A 16,320-nucleotide genomic window follows, 5' to 3' on the forward strand; every position below is an offset into this window, starting at 1 on the left:
ATCCTACCTTTCTATTAATACCAAAAATGAAATTCCGATAAACGGCTGCCAAAAAAGAAATTAAGCAGCAAAATCAAAAACGCATACAGATGGGCCCAGGCATAATTCATGCCATTCAAGTTCCCCCGCCGATGCCGCCATAGGATGAAGCTGTAGACGACCAGCAGGATGAACGAACCCACGATTTTTACATCCAATATGGAAAATTCCTCCAATGATACGACTGCCCATTGAAAGCCGAGGACAAGCGAGACGAACAGCATCGGAATCCCGACCAGGATCGAAATCGTCATGCCCTGTTCGGTCTGCCCGAGTGATGGCAGGCTGCTCCATTGCTTTGTCCATTTCTTCTGCTTCAACAGCCGGTACAGGATCAGGTGCAATGCGGAAAAGACGAACGATAACGAAAATGCCGCATAGGACAGGATGGCGAATGTGATGTGGATGAACAACAGTTCCGACACCAATGCTTCCCCGACCGGCGACCGTTCGATCTGGACCGGCGCAAATGTATGGATAACCATAAAGATGAATCCGATGATGTTGATCAAAAATACCGCAAAGTCGAAACGGTAGAAAATCCGCAGGACGAGCGATAGCGTAACCAGCAGCCACGCATAGAAATAAATGCCTTCAAACAAAGTCAGAACCGGGAAGCGCTGCGTCTCGATGATATAGAGCACCAGGAACACGGTCTGCAATAACCACACGGCCCCAAGAAGTGACATGGCGATCCGGATGGCTTTTTTCGTAGTATATAAATAATCGACAAAATAAAAGACAAGGCTGATAGCATATAGTATAACCATAGCTTCATGCAGCCTTGCCATTGTTATATCAGCCATCCTATTCCCCTTCGTTTCCATAATTAAAGGCGTTTCGCCTCTACATTTTAACATATAGATTCGAAAACGCCTCATTATAAGATAGCTCTATCCCGCTTTCGCGGTCCGATTGGGTCACTTTTCTCCGCAGCCGGCAGAAACCCGCGGCAAACCGGAAGTGATTTTATACTGTATAGCCTGGGCTTTCTTGCCCTTGCAGCGATTCCTGCTGCTTTTCAAGGCGTGCACGCTCCGCTTTCTGGCGCGTCGCAAGCGCTTGTTTTTCACGCTGCTCTTCGACTTCTTCCTCGATGCCGAAGATCTGCATGAACAATTCGAGCTGTTCGCGCGATTTTTTCGCCGTGCCCATTTCCTTCGCCTGCAAAATCGGCTCTTTCAACAATTGGTTGATGATCGATTTCGTGTGCTTGTTGAGGATCTTCTTCTCGCGATCCGTCAAATCCGGCATTTTGTTCTCGATGCTTTCCATCGTTTCCGCCTGTATGGTGAGCGCTTTTTCGCGCAATGCGGAAATGACCGGAACGACGCCGAGTGTCCCGAGCCAGTCGTTGAACTGGTCCGCTTCCTGCTCGATCATGCCTGCGATCTGTCTTGCCGCACGCTCGCGTTCAGCGAGGTTCGCTTCCACGATGCCTTGCATATCATCGATATCATACAAGAAGACATTCTGAAGATCGCCGATGCGCGGATCCATATCACGCGGCACTGCGATATCGACCATGAACAACGGCTTGCCTTTTCTGAGCTTCTCGACGAATTGCATCAATTCGAGATCGATGACGAAATCCGTCGACCCGGTGGATGAAATGAGGATATCCGCTTCGAGTAAAGCGCATTGCAATTGATTCAAAGGTTTCGCCGTCCCGCCGAACTTATCAGCCAGCACTTCCGCCTTCTCGAAAGTGCGGTTGATGACCGTGATGCGGTCCGCCCCGCTCCCTTGCAGGTTCTTGATGGCGAGTTCGCCCATCTTCCCTGCCCCGAGAATGACGACATGCTTGTTCTTCAATGAACCGAAGATTTTCTTGCCAAGCTCGACCGCTGCATAGGAAACCGATACGGCATTCTCGCCGATCGCCGTTTCATTGTGCGCACGTTTCGCCAGCGTCACCGCTTGCTTGAACAATTGATTGAATACGGTACCGGTCGTGCCGATTTCCTGGCCTGCCAGGAAACTCGATTTCACCTGGCCGAGGATCTGCGTCTCGCCAAGGACCATCGAATCAATTCCGGCAGTGACACGGAACAAATGATCAATCGCTTCGTCCTGTTCATGGATGAACAAATACTGGGAGAATTGCTCCATCGGAATGTCGAAATAGGAAGCCAAAAATTGCTTCACATAAAAACGCCCGGTATGCAGTTGGTCCACGACGGCATAGATCTCCGTCCGGTTGCATGTCGATACGATAACGTTCTCCAATATGCTTTTTTGTTGTTGCAGGGCTTGCATCGCTCGCGGAAGCTCGCTTTCGATGAACGACAGCTTCTCGCGGATCGATACAGGCGCTGAACGGTAGTTGACCCCGACTACGAGTGTATGCATGGGTTTAAAACACCTTTCGCGTTCAATATTTCATTTCCCTAAGTATACCACTTTTCCATCAGATTATGCCTGCGATTTTGTGAACAAGGCATGAACCTGCTTGAAATTCCCTTTGCCATACAGGGGTTTCCACTGTGGAAACTCCACTTTATAATCATTCTAAACTTAACCTAATTTCAATTCTAGCAAAGCGTCTATAGCGTAACAAGTATAACGCTTGTAGTCGGAATTGACTGTGAACTTATGCACAATGAATAGTGTTGAATTAGGAAAAAGATATGTATATTATCAAAATTAAATAGGCAGTATATGTGGTGGAGATTTCGCTTCAGGGAGGACGCTTGCCGAGGGGCGGGTGTTGAGCCAATGTGCCAAAGTACGCGGCACATTTGTCTCGCCAGCCCGCGCAGCCCCTCCGGCGTCGCCTCCCTTCCGCTCCATCTCTAGTTTTAGAGGGGAAATATAATTCATCATACACTGAAGCAAGCTTGAAAAACTTTAATCTTCTTCGTAAATTCAAATTGAACTGATCACAGAACTTCTCTACAATTATCAAGTCCAGCTAAGCGACGATACCAGCGGATGAAAACAATGAACAGTGACACGTCTTCGCACGCAATATCCAATGAAATCTAAAAGCCGAACCGCGCACCCGGGCTAGCCGTCGCAATAAGACGAGTGCCCTTCTCGGCTTATTGCAAGAGGCATGCCCAAAGCGGGAGGCGACTACTCAGAGATGCGCGCAATAATGAACAATTCATTTTACTATCAAGTCCAGCTAAGTGTCCCTATCAGCGGATGAAACCAACTGACAATGACACGTCATCACACGCAATATCCAGTGAAATCTAAGAGCCGAACCACGCATACGGGCGAGCCGTCGCAGTAAGTCAAGTGTTTTTCTTGGCTTATTGCGGGAGGCATGCCCCAAGCGGGAGGCGGCTATCTCGCGACGAACCCTACAAAAAACAATCTATCTCACTCACTTATCTAATTATCTCGTCCATATATTTCAGCTGGTTACTATTTGCAAAACAAAAAACAGGGCCCGGAAAATCATTGATTTTCCGGGCCCTGTTTTATTTCAAGCCAGTCAGGTGAATTGCCTGCTTGTTTACATGCGTTTTTCGATTTCCTGCCAGGCGGCATCTTTGCCAAGGCCTGTTTCTGAAGAGAAGACAATCAATGGATCGCCTTTCTCCATATCAAGTGTTTCACGGACAACTTTCTTGTGCTTGTCCCATTTGCCTTTCGGGATCTTATCCGCTTTTGTAGCGATGATGATGCAAGGAATGCCGTAATGCTTCATGAAATCATACATCATCCGGTCATCCGCGCTTGGCGGATGGCGCAGGTCGACGATCTGGACGACGGCACGCAATTGCTCGCGGCCCGTGATGTACGTTTCGATCATCTTGCCCCACGCTTCACGCTCGCTTTTCGACACTTTAGCATAGCCGTAACCCGGGACATCGACGAAAAACAGATCTTCTTCGATTTTGTAGAAGTTCAAGGTTTGCGTTTTGCCGGGTTTTGATGAAATGCGGGCCATGCTCTTGCGGCCGATCATTTTGTTGATGAACGATGATTTTCCGACGTTCGAACGCCCGGCCAGCGCAAATTCCGGCAGCTCGGTTTCGGGATACTGCTCGGGACGCACGGCACTGATCACCAGTTCTACATTATTGACATTCATTCTTTTGCTCCTTCCAGCGCGATTTCAAGCGCTTGTTCCGCTTGGCTGACGAGGTGGAATTCCAATTCTTCGCGGATCGTTTCCGGAATATCGTCGAGGTCGCGTTCATTTTCCGCAGGGACGATGATCGTCTTCAATCCTGCACGGTGGGCGCTCAAGGTTTTTTCCTTCAACCCGCCGATCGGCAAGACGCGTCCGCGCAGCGTGATTTCCCCTGTCATGCCGACGTCGCGGCGCACCGGCCGCTTCGTGAGTGCTGAAACAAGCGCTGTCGCAATCGTCACACCGGCTGATGGGCCGTCTTTAGGTACGGCTCCTTCCGGCACGTGGATATGGATATCATGCGCTTCCTGGAAATTCGGGTCGATGCCCAGCTCTTCTGCTTGTGCACGGACGAACGATAATGCCGTCTGGGCGGATTCTTTCATGACGTCGCCCAATTTCCCGGTCAATTGAAGCTTGCCTTTGCCGGCTGATAAAGATACTTCGATTTGCAAGGTATCGCCGCCGACTGCGGTATAGGCAAGGCCTGTCGCCACGCCGATCTGGTTTTCGCTTTCAGCCACGCCGTAGCGGAATTTTTTCTTGCCGAGATAGTTCTCGACTTCTTCCGCCCCCACCGTCACCTGTTCTTTTTCTTTCGAGACGATCTGCTTGGTGACTTTCCGGCAGACGGAAGCGATTTGGCGTTCCAAGCCGCGCACGCCGGCTTCCCGCGTGTAATAGCGGATCATGGAGACGAACGCTTCTTCTTTGAAATCCAATTGCTCTGGCGTCAAGCCGTGCTCTTTCAATTGTTTAGGCGCCAAATGGTTTTTGGCGATCAATTTCTTTTCGAGTTCTGTATAGCCCGCGATCGAAATGACTTCCATGCGGTCGCGCAGCGGCCCTGGAATCGACCCAAGGTCATTGGCGGTAGCGATGAACAGCACATTCGACAGATCATAGCTTTCTTCGATGTAATGGTCACTGAAAGAATTGTTCTGTTCAGGGTCCAATACCTCAAGCATCGCTGACGAAGGGTCGCCGCGGAAGTCGTTGGACATTTTATCGATTTCATCAAGCAGGAATACCGGGTTGACGGTGCCTGCTTTTTTCATCCCTTGGATGATGCGCCCCGGCATTGCGCCGACATACGTGCGGCGATGTCCGCGGATTTCGGATTCATCGCGCACGCCGCCGAGCGAGATGCGGACGAAATTGCGGTCGAGCGAATCGGCGATCGAACGGGCAAGCGAGGTTTTCCCGACGCCCGGTGGCCCGACGAGGCATAGGATCGGCCCGCGCAGCGATTTGGTCATCTGCTGGACGGCCAAGTATTCAAGCACGCGTTCTTTTACCGTTTCAAGGCCATCGTGGTCGCGGTTCAGCACTTCTTCTGCATAGTTGATATCCAGGCGGTCCTCTGTCGCTTCAGACCATGGGATCGTCACGAGCCACTCGATGTAATTGCGGATGATGCCGCTTTCCGCCGCGGCGGAAGGCAATTTCTCATAGCGGTCCAATTCCTTCAACGCCGTCTTCTCGGTCGCTTCCGGCATGCCGGCTTCCTCGATGCGTTTTTTCAGGTCTGCCACTTCCGCGCCCTTGCCGTCCTTGTCGCCCAGTTCGGTTTGGATCGCTTTCATCTGTTCACGGAGATAAAACTCTTTTTGGGTCTGTTCCATCGCTTTTTTCACGCGGTCGTTGATGCGTTTCTCGATGTCCGCCACTTCCTGCTCGTTATGCAGGCGGCTGATCAATAATTCAAGGCGCTTCGTGATATCGAAAGTTTCGAGCACTTCCTGCTTCGCCTGCAATTTCAGCGATAGATGGGAAGCGATCATATCCGCCAAGCGGCCAGGTTCTTCGATATCCGCTACCGTATTGAAGGTTTCGGTCGTCACTTTCTTCGAGCCTTTGCCGAAGACTTCGAACTGCTCCAGCAAGATGCGCATCAAGGCATCTTGTTCCGCATCGCGCTCGGGCTCATCCGGGAACGAGGTCACCTCCACTTGCGTGAATTTCTCCCCGTCTTCGTATTGGTTCCACTGCCCGCGTTCAAGGCCTTCCACCAGTACGCGGATCGTGCCGTTCGGCAATTTCAGCATCTGTTTGACATAAGCCAATGTACCGATTTTATGCAAATCATCTTTGTCCGGCTGTTCCACCGCCATGTCTTTCTGGGTCGCCAAAAAGACGATCTGGTCATCCATCATCGCTTGTTCAAGCGCTGCTACTGAACGCTCCCGGCCGACATCAATATGCAGGACCATCGTCGGGAAGACGAGCAGCCCGCGGAGTGGCAAGAGCGGAACTTGTTTTGTCACTTTTTTCTTCGCCATAAGTAAGTGCACCTCCGTCATTTCTCTTTCTCTTTCTCTCTGTCAGTCTGCGCCAACCATCTGGAAGACTGGTGCTTTTTTCGTGAAAAAAGGGCTGACCCCCATACGCGCGGATGTGCACGATTCAGAGTCAGCCCGTATCATCCTATTCTTGTGCATCAGCCCAGATGTTAAGCGGATGTTTTTTCGTTATTGCCGTTATCGTACTCAGTGCCGTCTTCAAGCATCAATTTCGGCTGTGAATTCTCGGTCACTGTTTCTTTCGTGATGATGCATTCGACGATGTCTTCACGGGATGGCAAATCATACATGACATCAAGCATGATGTTCTCGATGATAGAGCGCAATCCGCGCGCGCCTGTTTTCCGCTCGATTGCGAGACGGGAAATTTCGATCAACGCATCGTGTTCGAATGTCAATTTGACGCCATCAAGCTCCATCATTTTCTGGTATTGCTTGATGAGTGCGTTTTTCGGTTCTGTCAGGATCTGCACAAGTGCATTTTCATCCAATTGCTCAAGGCTTGCGAGCACTGGCAGACGGCCGATGAATTCAGGGATCAAGCCGAACTTCAGCAAGTCCTCTGGGATCAATTGGCTAAGAAGGGATTTTTCATCCATTTCCTCTTTGTTCGGGTCTGCCCCGAAGCCGATGACTTTATTGCCGAGGCGGCGTTTGATGATCTGGTCGACTCCGTCAAATGCGCCCCCTACGATGAACAGGACGTTCGTCGTATCGATTTGGATGAATTCCTGATGGGGATGCTTGCGCCCGCCTTGCGGTGGAACACTTGCTGTTGTGCCTTCCAGGATTTTCAGCAAGGCTTGCTGTACGCCTTCACCGGATACGTCGCGTGTAATCGACGGGTTCTCGGATTTGCGCGCCACTTTATCGATTTCATCGATATAGATGATGCCTTTTTCCGCACGGTCCACATCGTAATCTGCCGCCTGGATCAATTTGAGCAAGATGTTTTCGACATCTTCCCCGACATAGCCGGCTTCAGTGAGCGATGTTGCATCCGCAATAGCAAACGGCACGTTCAGGATGCGCGCGAGAGTTTGCGCGAGCAAAGTTTTGCCGCTTCCTGTCGGCCCGATCAAGACGATATTCGATTTCGACAGTTCGACATCGTCGATCTTGCTTTGGGAATTGACGCGTTTATAGTGGTTGTATACCGCTACTGCCAAGGATTTTTTCGCCTTGTCCTGGCCGATTACATAGCCGCCAAGGATATCCATGATTTCTTTAGGTTTCGGTACTTCCTTGAACTCAGTTTCTTCTTCTGTTCCGAGTTCTTCCTCTACGATTTCCGTGCAAAGCTCGATGCACTCGTCGCAAATATATACACCTGGCCCTGCGACCAGTTTACGGACCTGTTCCTGCGGTTTGCCGCAAAATGAACATTTAAGATGTTCTTTTTCATCATTGAATTTGAACAATGTAGTCACCCCTATTCAAGCCATTATGTTACAAGATTATTTTGATTGTATCAACTAATTAGAACTATGCCAAAGAAACTGCCTTTATATGTAGGAACTTGAATTTGTCGGCAGTGTCATAACTCAGTTTTTAGAAAACCGAACCTTTTCAGCTGGTAAATCGCCGTAACTGCTACAAAAAACTCCATTATTTTCGATCGAGCATGACGTTATAGCTTTGCTCCCACATTTACTGCGTAAATGCCTCGCTCATTCATTTCCCGCGGGAGTCTCCGTAGTATTACGGCTGACCTAAACTCATTATAAGTATTAATATTTATGAGATCGGCAAAAGACATTCATTTTTGTTGCAATTATGTATAGAAAACAAGGTGCGGTTGCCGCACCTTGTCCTATTAAGAATCTTATGTGTTATTCAGCAGCTTTTGCGTCAGAGATTTTAGCGTTCTCCACTAGGAACTCAACCGTGTTTTGCATGCGGATGTCATTCTCTAGCATTTCAGTGCCGCCTAGAGCTGTTTTGATCTGTTCAGCGTCCATGTTGAATTGGCCAGCCATTTTCTCAAGCTCTTTATCGATGTCTTCAGAAGTGACTTCCATGTTTTCCGCTTTTGCGATCGCTTCAAGCGTCAATGATACACGCACGCGTGTTTCAGCGTCAGCTTTCATTTGCTCGCGAAGTGCATCTTCGTCCTGGCCTGAGAACTGGAAGTACAATTCCTTGTTCATGCCTTGCTGGCTTAGGCGTTGTTCGAAGTCTTGCATCATGCGGTCGATTTCAGAGTCGATCATCGCTTGCGGGATTTCGACTGTTGCGTTTTCTGCCGCTTTTTGTACAAGCTCGTCGCGCATTTGAGTCTCAGAAGCGTTTTCTTTCTCCGCTTTCAAGTTTTCTTTCATTTTCGTGCGAAGTGCATCAAGGCCTTCCACTTCTTCGTCAAGTTCTTTAGCGAACTCGTCGTTCAGTTCAGGAAGTTCTTTCGCTTTCACTTCGTTTACCGTCACTTTGAACGTTGCCGCTTTTCCAGCAAGCTCTTCCGCGTGGTACTCTTCAGGGAAAGTGACTTCCACGTCTTTTTGTTCGCCGGCTTTCGCGCCGACCAATTGCTCTTCGAAGCCTGGGATGAATGAGTTAGAACCGATTTCTAGGGAGTAGTCGTTGCCTGCCCCGCCTTCAAACGCTTCTCCGTCCACGAATCCTTCGAAATCGATGACGGCAGTATCGCCGTTTTCGACTTGCCCGTCTTCTTTGACAGTCAATTCAGCCATGCGCTCCTGGCTTTGTTTCAATTGCTCTTCGATTTCCTCGTCCGTCACGTCTGTGTCTTCTTTGGAAACTTCAAGCCCTTTGTATTCGCCAAGTTCCACTTCCGGTTTCACTGTCACTTTAGCAGTGAAGACCAATGGCTCGTTCTTTTCCAATTTCTCGATGTCGATTTCAGGGCGGTCAACCGGGTTGATGCCTGCTTCTTCGACTGCGTTCGCGTATGCGTCCGGCAGGATGAAATCAAGTGCATCCTGGTAAAGAGATTCTACACCGAAACGTTTTTCGAACATTTGGCGAGGCATTTTCCCTTTGCGGAATCCTGGTACGTTAATTTCCTTAACGACTTTTTTGAACGCTTTATCAAGCGCGCCGTTTACTTCTTCAGCCGGCACTTCTACTGTAAGAACTCCGACATTACCTTCTTGCTTTTCCCATTTTGCTGACATGTATAAGCCCTCCAAACAATTTTTTACAAAGTCATGTACGAATTTTGTACGATTTTTGACAACCTCCACATTATATCACACATACGAGCAGGTTCAACTATTTCTAACCATTGCGCAATTCTATGTATGCCTCAGCCTGCATGAGCATTTCCAGCAGTTTCGGATCGGCTTTTCCGTCCACTTCCCCGTTGAATAAACTATCGAGATAAGCATGGTATGCCTCAGCGATCTCCGCTTCTTCAAACTCTTCCCAGAAAAAAGGATAGAGCAGATAGATGTGCCGGTCGACCAGTTCCATCGCCATCTGCAGCTTGGCCGGCTCTTTTTCCAAAGCCTCTTCCAAGCGCTTGCGGATCCCGAGCAGCCTGGCATCTTTCAATGGGTCGGGCAGCTCTTCAATCGCCAATTCATTATTATAGTGGAATTTTCCGACGCGCACCGTCCCGGTTATCTGCTGTTCACGGAGCATGAGCAGCAAATAGGATTTCGCAACCCAGTCCACTTCCGGATGCCCAATCAGCTCAATCAATTGGTTCTTCATCGCCCCATAGGCTTCTGTCGGCAATTCGGTCACCCGCTGCTCCTGTTCGGCAGCGCTGAGCGGCAAGAATTGTTCCAGGCTGAATTGGCCCGTTTCCCTTTTGGCCGAGGCAGTGCTTTCGGCGATGCGTTCGTTCAGATCGCGCAATTGGTGGAATTGCTCCAAACGCTCTTTCGGCAAGACGTTTTCCTCGATGAGCACTTCGATCATCTTCTCGGCTTCCTCGAATTCCTTCACTTGCATTAAAATGCTTATGTATAGCTCCATCGTCTCCAAATAATGGATCGGCCCGATGCGCAGCAATTCCTGGACCACTTCGAGCGCTTCCTCGAATTCCCCCAGCTCATACAAACTGTAGGCATAACCGCCGAGCGCTGCCGCATGGTCCGGCTCGTAGACGAGCACTTGGTACAGTTTATCCCGCGCATCGGCATATTGTTCATTCTTTAAACTGGTCATCCCTTCCGATAGCAGCCGGGTGACGGTCGTCGGAAAGACGATGACATTGCCCCTGCGCTTCAAATCCCCAAACTTTTTCCGCATCCTACCACCTCTTTGTCCATTCATCATACCATAGGGAAATGCCCCTTGAAAATGAAAGCTGGCGCTATTTTGCGCCAGCCTCCTTGCCGTTCAAGACCAGTTTGTAAGTGACATCCGCTTTCAAGGAATGGGCCACCGGGCAATACTTCTCGCCGCTGACTTCGATGGCATGCCAGGCTTTATCCGCTTCGATGTCGCCTTCCACAATAAACGTCACCGTGATCGCCAAAAATTCCTTTGGCGGGTCCCGGCGCTTGTCTCCTTCCGTGACGATTTCGATGGAGTGCACATCTTTCATCTTGGAGCGCAGGATCATCACGACATCCATGCCGACGCATCCGGCAAGCGACCCGAGCAGCGCCTGCATCGGGAGCAAACCCTGGTCGTTCCCCACGCCTTGGTGCGCATCCATCCTCAGCATGTGCCCGCCTTGGCCGGAAGCTTCAAATACAAAATCGCCTTGCCATTTCGTGCTGAGTTTCAGTCGATCGGCCTCCATACACAACACATCCCTTACAGCTTTTTATCAGTGTATCATTCGAGGCTCTCCGGTTCATCTGTTAAATAAAAAAACCGCCCGCGCACCAGCGGGACAGTTTCGTTAAATGATGGCATGCATCGCGACATATGCCATATAGCAAATGACTTCACGCGCGAAAAACGGGACGATGTCGGCAAAGGCATTGAATTCGGTCGATGGCGTCGGCGAGGAATAAGCTTCGATTCCGGCGTGTTCCGCCATGAGCAGCGCCCGCTTCATATGTAGGGGGTCGCTGACGACAAGAAAGCTCGACAAGCCATTTTCTTTTGCCACTTCACCGGCAAAGCGGAAGTTCTCCTCGGTGATGAGCGATTGGGTTTCGATCAGGATATCTTCTTCAGGGATATTATTGCGGATCGCGAAATTCCGGCTCACGACCGACTCAGCGAAATCCGCGCCATCCGTAATGCCTCCTGTAAAAATGATTTTCTCGACATAGCCAGCTTCGTATAGATCGATGGCGTGGCGTATGCGCTGCTCGAGCACCGGCGAAGGCTCTCCACCGATGACTTTCGTGCCGAGCACAATCGCCGCATCGGCTTCAAGCAATTCCGATTCACTGGCGAAGGTCCAGATGCTTGTCGCCGTCGCTGCAACTAAAATCGTATGTATAAGGGAAAGTACAATCAATATCCGTTTCCATTTGTTTCTGAACACGCTTCATTTCCACCTTTAGATCTGATTTTTCTCTATCTTTTTCCATTATACGATATAGCGCGCAAATAAACAGTGAAAAATCAAATGTCCATCATTTCTTCACAGACATTCTCATTCAAATAAAAAACCTTGTTTTCCCGGTTAGGGAAAAACAAGGTTTTGGGACGTCCCAGGAGGGATTCGAACCCCCGACCGACGCCTTAGAAGGGCGTTGCTCTATCCAGCTGAGCTACTGAGACATGACTTTCCTCACGAAAGACAATTTTAATTATAGAAATCATCCGTGGAAAAGTCAATGCTATTTTAAAAAAATATCTAGTTTCTTATTTGAGCCACTCCGGCATTGCTTCGCTGAGCTCGCGCAATGCTTGCCCGCGGTGTGAGATGGCTGCTTTTTCTTCAGGTTCGAGTTCTGCCATGGCACGTTCCTGGGCAGGGACATAAAAGATCGGGTCGTAGCCGAAGCCATTGTCGCCGCGGCGCAGGCGCAGGATCTCGCCTTCGCAGGAGCCGGAGAATGTCTGCGTTTCTTCTCCTGGTGCAGCCACCGCCAAGACGCAACGGAAGCGCGCAGTCCGCTCTCCGTCAGGCACGCCAGACAATTTCTCCAGCACTTTATCGATATTCGCGTCGTCGCTTTTCTCGCCTCCCGCATAGCGTGCGGAATAGACGCCCGGCTCTCCATCCAAGGCATCGATCTCAAGGCCGCTGTCATCGGCGATGACCGGGATGCCAAGTTCTTTGGCGACGCCTTCCGCTTTCAGGATGGCATTGGCTTCGAACGTGGTGCCGGTTTCTTCGATGTCGAGTTCTTTTGCGATATCTCTCAAGGTCAATACTTCGTAGCCTAGAGGCGATAGCAAGGTTTCGAAGTCTTTTGCTTTTCCTTTATTCTGTGTCGCAATGACGATTTTTTTCATAATGCCGTCTCCGCCTTTTCCCCGATCCGCGTGGACAATTCGCCGATCGCTTGTTGTTGGATTTTGATCAATTGCTGGATGCCTGCTTCGCCAAGATCGAGCATTTCATTCAATTCCTTGCGGCTGAATGTCGCTTCTTCGCCGGTACCCTGCATCTCGACGAATTCCCCGGACCCGGTCATGACCAGGTTCATATCGACCGCTGCCGTGGAATCCTCTTCATAATTCAAATCAAGGATGGCTTGCTTGCTGCTATTGATGCCGACACTTGTTGCGGCTAAATAATCCGTCACCGGGAAAACCGGCACGTCCAATTTGCCGAGTGCGATGACCATGGCGATAAACGCACCGGTAATGGAAGCTGTGCGCGTCCCCCCGTCCGCCTGGATGACGTCGCAATCGATCCATAGCGTACGTTCGCCGATCTTCTCGAGATCCACGACAGCGCGCAGCGAGCGGCCGATCAGGCGCTGGATTTCCATCGTGCGCCCGCCGAGCTTGCCGCGTGTCGCTTCACGCTGGTTGCGGCTTCCTGTTGCGCGCGGCAGCATGGAATATTCCGCTGTCACCCAACCCTTGCCCTGACCTCTCAAAAAACTCGGGACACGCGACTCGATCGTCGCTGTACAGATCACTTTCGTCTGCCCGACCGTAATCAGGACCGATCCTTCCGGGTGGATCAGGTAATCCGTCTCCACTTCCACCGGGCGCAGTTCATCTGCTTGTCTATTATCAATTCTTGTCATAATTGAATCCTCCTCATGTACTCAAAAAATCTTACCATAATTCTCCCTTGACGACAAAAACCCGGCGGCTAGGCCGTCAGGTTTTCGGGAACTGGATTGAACGGATGCATGGATCGTCGATGGCAAGCCATTTTCGGATGATCGTGCGGAAAATCTCCGTCGAACCGGACGTATAAAATTGATGGACGGGCGGTTTTCGGCGATCCGCGAATTTGTCCTGGTAGCTCAAGTGGCGCGATACGTCTTTCGCCGTTTCCTGCGCTGATGACAAAACCGTCACCGACTCGCCCAGTTCTTGCTCGATAAAGCCCTGCAATAGCGGATAATGGGTGCACCCGAGGATGGCGGTATCGAAATCCTTCGATTTGATCGCCGACAAAGTCTCCGCCACCATGCGGCGGGCGAACTCCCCTTCATACTCATCACTTTCCACGAGCGGCACGAAACGCGGGCATGCCAATTGGATGACGTCCGAAGCCGAAACAAGCGACTTGATCGCTTTTTCATAAGCGCCGCTCTTGACGGTTCCGGACGTGCCGAGGACGGCAATCTTCTTCGTCGAAGAGGACTTGATGGCAGCGCGGGCTCCCGGGAAAATGACACCGATGACCGGGATCGGCAATTTTTTCTGCAAGGAATTGAGCGCAGCCGCCGTCGCCGTATTGCAGGCGATGACCAGCATTTTGATATTCATTTTCATGAGCGCCTCTGCCATTTGCCATGTATAGCGCCGAACTTCCGCAAGGGGCCTCGGGCCATACGGGCAGCGTGCATTGTCGCCGATGTAACAGATTTTTTCATTTGGCAAAAGTTTCATGATTTCCTTGGCGACGGTCAATCCCCCGACGCCCGAATCAATGACTCCGATTGGCGCATTCAATGTCATAGCCCCGCTCCTATTTCATGTTGATATGCATTTTCTCCAACAAGCTTGAAAATTGCTCGACTTCATCTTCACTGAAGTCTTCCAGTACTGCTTCCAAGTAATCCTGGCGCTTCTTGATCACTTCCTCGATGATCCGCTCGCCTTCTTCCAATAGTTTGATGCGCACCACGCGGCGGTCCTGTTCCTCGCGGATGCGGACGACCAACTCGTTCTTTTCCATCCGGTCGACCAGGTCGGTCGTCGTGCTGAACGCCAAAAACATTTTATTCGACAAGTCGCCGATGGTCATGTCGCCATGTTCGAACAGCCATTGAAGCGCCACGAACTGTGGCGGCGTGATAGTATACGAATTCAGGATTTCGCGGCCTTTTTGTTTGATGATGCCCGATATGTAACGCAATTCCTTTTCCATAAATGCCACACGTTCCAAGTCGTGGCGGCGGTTTAAGTTGTCTTCAGTCATGGACTTGGTTCACTCCCTAGCTACTGGTATTTTGTTCCATAATGACATTTTCGTTCGATAAGGCAAGGCTTGCATTATTTGCCGGAAGAAGCCAAACTCCCGTTGCGCAGCATCGCCTTCTCCCCGTCGCTCCATGGATGCCCCTTGCCGCTTGTTTTGGAGATTTGGACGATTGCGCCCCTGCCGGTGAAGCAAGTCTCCTGCTTATCGTTCACTGCCCAATAATGGATGTCTGCCGAAGAGTTTCCGATCGATTCCACTTTCACGTAAATCTTCAATTGTTCATCGAAAAATACTTGGCGGACGAAATCGACCTGCATGTCCGCTACAACTGGGATCAAGTCGCTGTCATTTGAAAGCCAAGCCTGCATCAAGCCGATTTCTTTCATGAATTCGATTCTGGCGTATTCAAAATAAGCGATCGGCACCGTGTTGTTGACGTGGCCGAACATGTCCGTTTCCGAAAAGCGCACGTGCACCTGCGCGTAAAAAGTAAAGCCTTCCTGCCATTTGGTGAAATCCTCTATGTAAGACGCCCTCATTCCAGTTCCCCCTGTATATGTTACTCATTTTGTAAGTATAGCAAAAACTCGTGCAAAGAACAGCTGTTTCAGCTAAGCTGGCACATTTTCGGATGAAACAAAAAAACTCCGCCTTAAAGGCGGAGTGTGGATTAGTCGACCATGTGATCGCTTCCGAAGAAGTTGCGGAACATCTGGATGTTCGTGTCGCGGTTCAAAGCTGCGATGGAAGTTGTCAAAGGAATGCCTTTCGGGCAAGATTCCACACAGTTTTGGGAGTTACCGCAATCCGCAAGGCCACCTTCACCCATGATAGCGTTCAAACGCTCGTCACGGTTCATGGAACCTGTTGGATGCGCGTTCATCAAGCGGACTTGAGAAAGCGGAGCCGCGCCGATAAAGTCGGATTTATCGTTGACGTTCGGGCAAGCCTCGAGGCATACGCCGCACGTCATGCATTTAGACAATTCATAAGCCCATTGGCGTTTGCGCTCAGGCATACGCGGGCCTTCGCCAAGATCATGCGTACCGTCGATCGGCACCCACGCTTTGACTTTCTTCAGTGAGTCGAACATGCGGCTGCGGTCTACGATCAAGTCGCGGACGACCGGGAATGTTTTCATCGGCTGAAGGCGGATTGGCTGTTCCAGCTGGTCGACAAGAGCTGTACACGACTGGCGTGCTTTGCCGTTGATGACCATGGAACATGCACCGCATACTTCCTCCAGGCAGTTCATGTCCCAGTTGACTGGAGTCGTTTTCTTCCCGTCCATGTTGACCGGGTTGCGCCGGATTTCCATCAATGCGGAAATGACGTTCATATTGGCGCGATATGGCAATTCGAACTTTTCCCAGTACGAATTTTCGTCTGTGGAATTGCGGCGTTCGATTTCAAAAATAACCGTTTTTGCTGCTTCACCCATGGTAAAATAGCTC

Annotated in this window: 15 protein-coding genes and 1 tRNA gene; all 16 read right to left on the bottom strand. The window is 50.3% G+C overall.

The annotated features are described in order from the left end of the window. Positions 1-14: 14 nt before the first annotated feature. Positions 15-845 carry a cytochrome C assembly family protein gene (locus tag DP119_RS07995; protein WP_112232544.1) on the bottom strand — a complete coding sequence of 277 codons (831 nt, stop codon included), beginning with the start codon at positions 843-845 and terminating at the stop codon, positions 15-17. A gap of 163 nt (positions 846-1,008) precedes the next feature. Then, a complete protein-coding gene (gene hemA, locus DP119_RS08000; protein ID WP_112232546.1) occupies positions 1,009-2,391 on the bottom strand; it encodes a glutamyl-tRNA reductase in 1,383 nt (460 codons plus the stop codon). Between the two features lie 1,114 nt (positions 2,392-3,505). Next, entirely contained in the window at positions 3,506-4,087 is a 582-nt protein-coding gene (gene yihA, locus DP119_RS08005) for a ribosome biogenesis GTP-binding protein YihA/YsxC (protein WP_112232548.1), read from the bottom strand. Then, complete coding sequence (gene lon, locus DP119_RS08010) at positions 4,084-6,411, bottom strand: endopeptidase La (protein ID WP_112232550.1); 2,328 nt, start codon at positions 6,409-6,411, stop codon at positions 4,084-4,086. The genes yihA and lon overlap by 4 nt, the downstream gene beginning before the upstream one ends. 170 nt (positions 6,412-6,581) lie before the next feature. After that, positions 6,582-7,853 (bottom strand): ATP-dependent protease ATP-binding subunit ClpX, encoded by a 1,272-nt coding sequence (gene clpX, locus DP119_RS08015; RefSeq protein WP_112232552.1) that lies wholly within the window; start codon positions 7,851-7,853, stop codon positions 6,582-6,584. Between the two features lie 411 nt (positions 7,854-8,264). Beyond that, complete coding sequence (gene tig / locus DP119_RS08020; RefSeq protein WP_112232554.1) at positions 8,265-9,566, bottom strand: trigger factor; 1,302 nt, start codon at positions 9,564-9,566, stop codon at positions 8,265-8,267. Positions 9,567-9,669: 103 nt separating this feature from the next. Continuing rightward, the gene (locus DP119_RS08025) at positions 9,670-10,650 is read right to left on the bottom strand and encodes a tetratricopeptide repeat protein (RefSeq protein WP_112232556.1); all 981 of its coding nucleotides are present in this window, start codon (positions 10,648-10,650) and stop codon (positions 9,670-9,672) included. Positions 10,651-10,714: 64 nt separating this feature from the next. Beyond that, a complete protein-coding gene (locus DP119_RS08030) occupies positions 10,715-11,149 on the bottom strand; it encodes an OsmC family protein (protein ID WP_112232558.1) in 435 nt (144 codons plus the stop codon). Between the two features lie 102 nt (positions 11,150-11,251). Continuing rightward, complete coding sequence (locus DP119_RS08035; RefSeq protein ID WP_112232560.1) at positions 11,252-11,848, bottom strand: YdcF family protein; 597 nt, start codon at positions 11,846-11,848, stop codon at positions 11,252-11,254. A gap of 165 nt (positions 11,849-12,013) precedes the next feature. Beyond that, positions 12,014-12,087, bottom strand: a tRNA-Arg gene (locus tag DP119_RS08040). An 84-nt stretch (positions 12,088-12,171) separates the two neighbouring features. Then, a complete protein-coding gene (locus DP119_RS08045; RefSeq protein ID WP_112232562.1) occupies positions 12,172-12,768 on the bottom strand; it encodes an XTP/dITP diphosphatase in 597 nt (198 codons plus the stop codon). Then, positions 12,765-13,514 (bottom strand): ribonuclease PH, encoded by a 750-nt coding sequence (rph, locus tag DP119_RS08050; RefSeq protein WP_112232564.1) that lies wholly within the window; start codon positions 13,512-13,514, stop codon positions 12,765-12,767. Before rph ends, DP119_RS08045 begins: the two co-directional genes overlap by 4 nt. A gap of 76 nt (positions 13,515-13,590) precedes the next feature. Beyond that, positions 13,591-14,394, bottom strand: coding sequence for a glutamate racemase (racE, locus tag DP119_RS08055; protein ID WP_112232678.1), 804 nt, complete (start codon positions 14,392-14,394; stop codon positions 13,591-13,593). A 16-nt stretch (positions 14,395-14,410) separates the two neighbouring features. Continuing rightward, the gene (locus tag DP119_RS08060) at positions 14,411-14,863 is read right to left on the bottom strand and encodes a MarR family winged helix-turn-helix transcriptional regulator (RefSeq protein ID WP_112232565.1); all 453 of its coding nucleotides are present in this window, start codon (positions 14,861-14,863) and stop codon (positions 14,411-14,413) included. Positions 14,864-14,937: 74 nt separating this feature from the next. Further along, positions 14,938-15,405 carry an acyl-CoA thioesterase gene (locus tag DP119_RS08065; protein ID WP_112232567.1) on the bottom strand — a complete coding sequence of 156 codons (468 nt, stop codon included), beginning with the start codon at positions 15,403-15,405 and terminating at the stop codon, positions 14,938-14,940. A 131-nt stretch (positions 15,406-15,536) separates the two neighbouring features. Continuing rightward, positions 15,537-16,307 (bottom strand): succinate dehydrogenase iron-sulfur subunit, encoded by a 771-nt coding sequence (sdhB, locus tag DP119_RS08070; protein WP_112232569.1) that lies wholly within the window; start codon positions 16,305-16,307, stop codon positions 15,537-15,539. Between the last annotated feature and the right edge of the window lie 13 nt (positions 16,308-16,320).

Source organism: Planococcus maitriensis (genome assembly GCF_003289925.1).
Lineage (GTDB): Bacteria > Bacillota > Bacilli > Bacillales_A > Planococcaceae > Planococcus > Planococcus maitriensis.

Bases quoted from the DNA above. Each gene is read 5' to 3' on its own strand.
- DP119_RS07995 (WP_112232544.1), bottom strand. From the start codon at position 845: ATGGCTGATATAACAATGGCAAGGCTGCATGAAGCTATGGTTATACTA.
- hemA (WP_112232546.1), bottom strand. From the start codon at position 2,391: ATGCATACACTCGTAGTCGGGGTCAACTACCGTTCAGCGCCTGTATCG.
- yihA (WP_112232548.1), bottom strand. From the start codon at position 4,087: ATGAATGTCAATAATGTAGAACTGGTGATCAGTGCCGTGCGTCCCGAG.
- lon (WP_112232550.1), bottom strand. From the start codon at position 6,411: ATGGCGAAGAAAAAAGTGACAAAACAAGTTCCGCTCTTGCCACTCCGC.
- tig (WP_112232554.1), bottom strand. From the start codon at position 9,566: ATGTCAGCAAAATGGGAAAAGCAAGAAGGTAATGTCGGAGTTCTTACA.
- DP119_RS08025 (WP_112232556.1), bottom strand. From the start codon at position 10,650: ATGCGGAAAAAGTTTGGGGATTTGAAGCGCAGGGGCAATGTCATCGTC.
- DP119_RS08030 (WP_112232558.1), bottom strand. From the start codon at position 11,149: ATGGAGGCCGATCGACTGAAACTCAGCACGAAATGGCAAGGCGATTTT.
- DP119_RS08045 (WP_112232562.1), bottom strand. From the start codon at position 12,768: ATGAAAAAAATCGTCATTGCGACACAGAATAAAGGAAAAGCAAAAGAC.
- rph (WP_112232564.1), bottom strand. From the start codon at position 13,514: ATGACAAGAATTGATAATAGACAAGCAGATGAACTGCGCCCGGTGGAA.
- DP119_RS08060 (WP_112232565.1), bottom strand. From the start codon at position 14,863: ATGACTGAAGACAACTTAAACCGCCGCCACGACTTGGAACGTGTGGCA.
- DP119_RS08065 (WP_112232567.1), bottom strand. From the start codon at position 15,405: ATGAGGGCGTCTTACATAGAGGATTTCACCAAATGGCAGGAAGGCTTT.
- sdhB (WP_112232569.1), bottom strand. From the start codon at position 16,307: ATGGGTGAAGCAGCAAAAACGGTTATTTTTGAAATCGAACGCCGCAAT.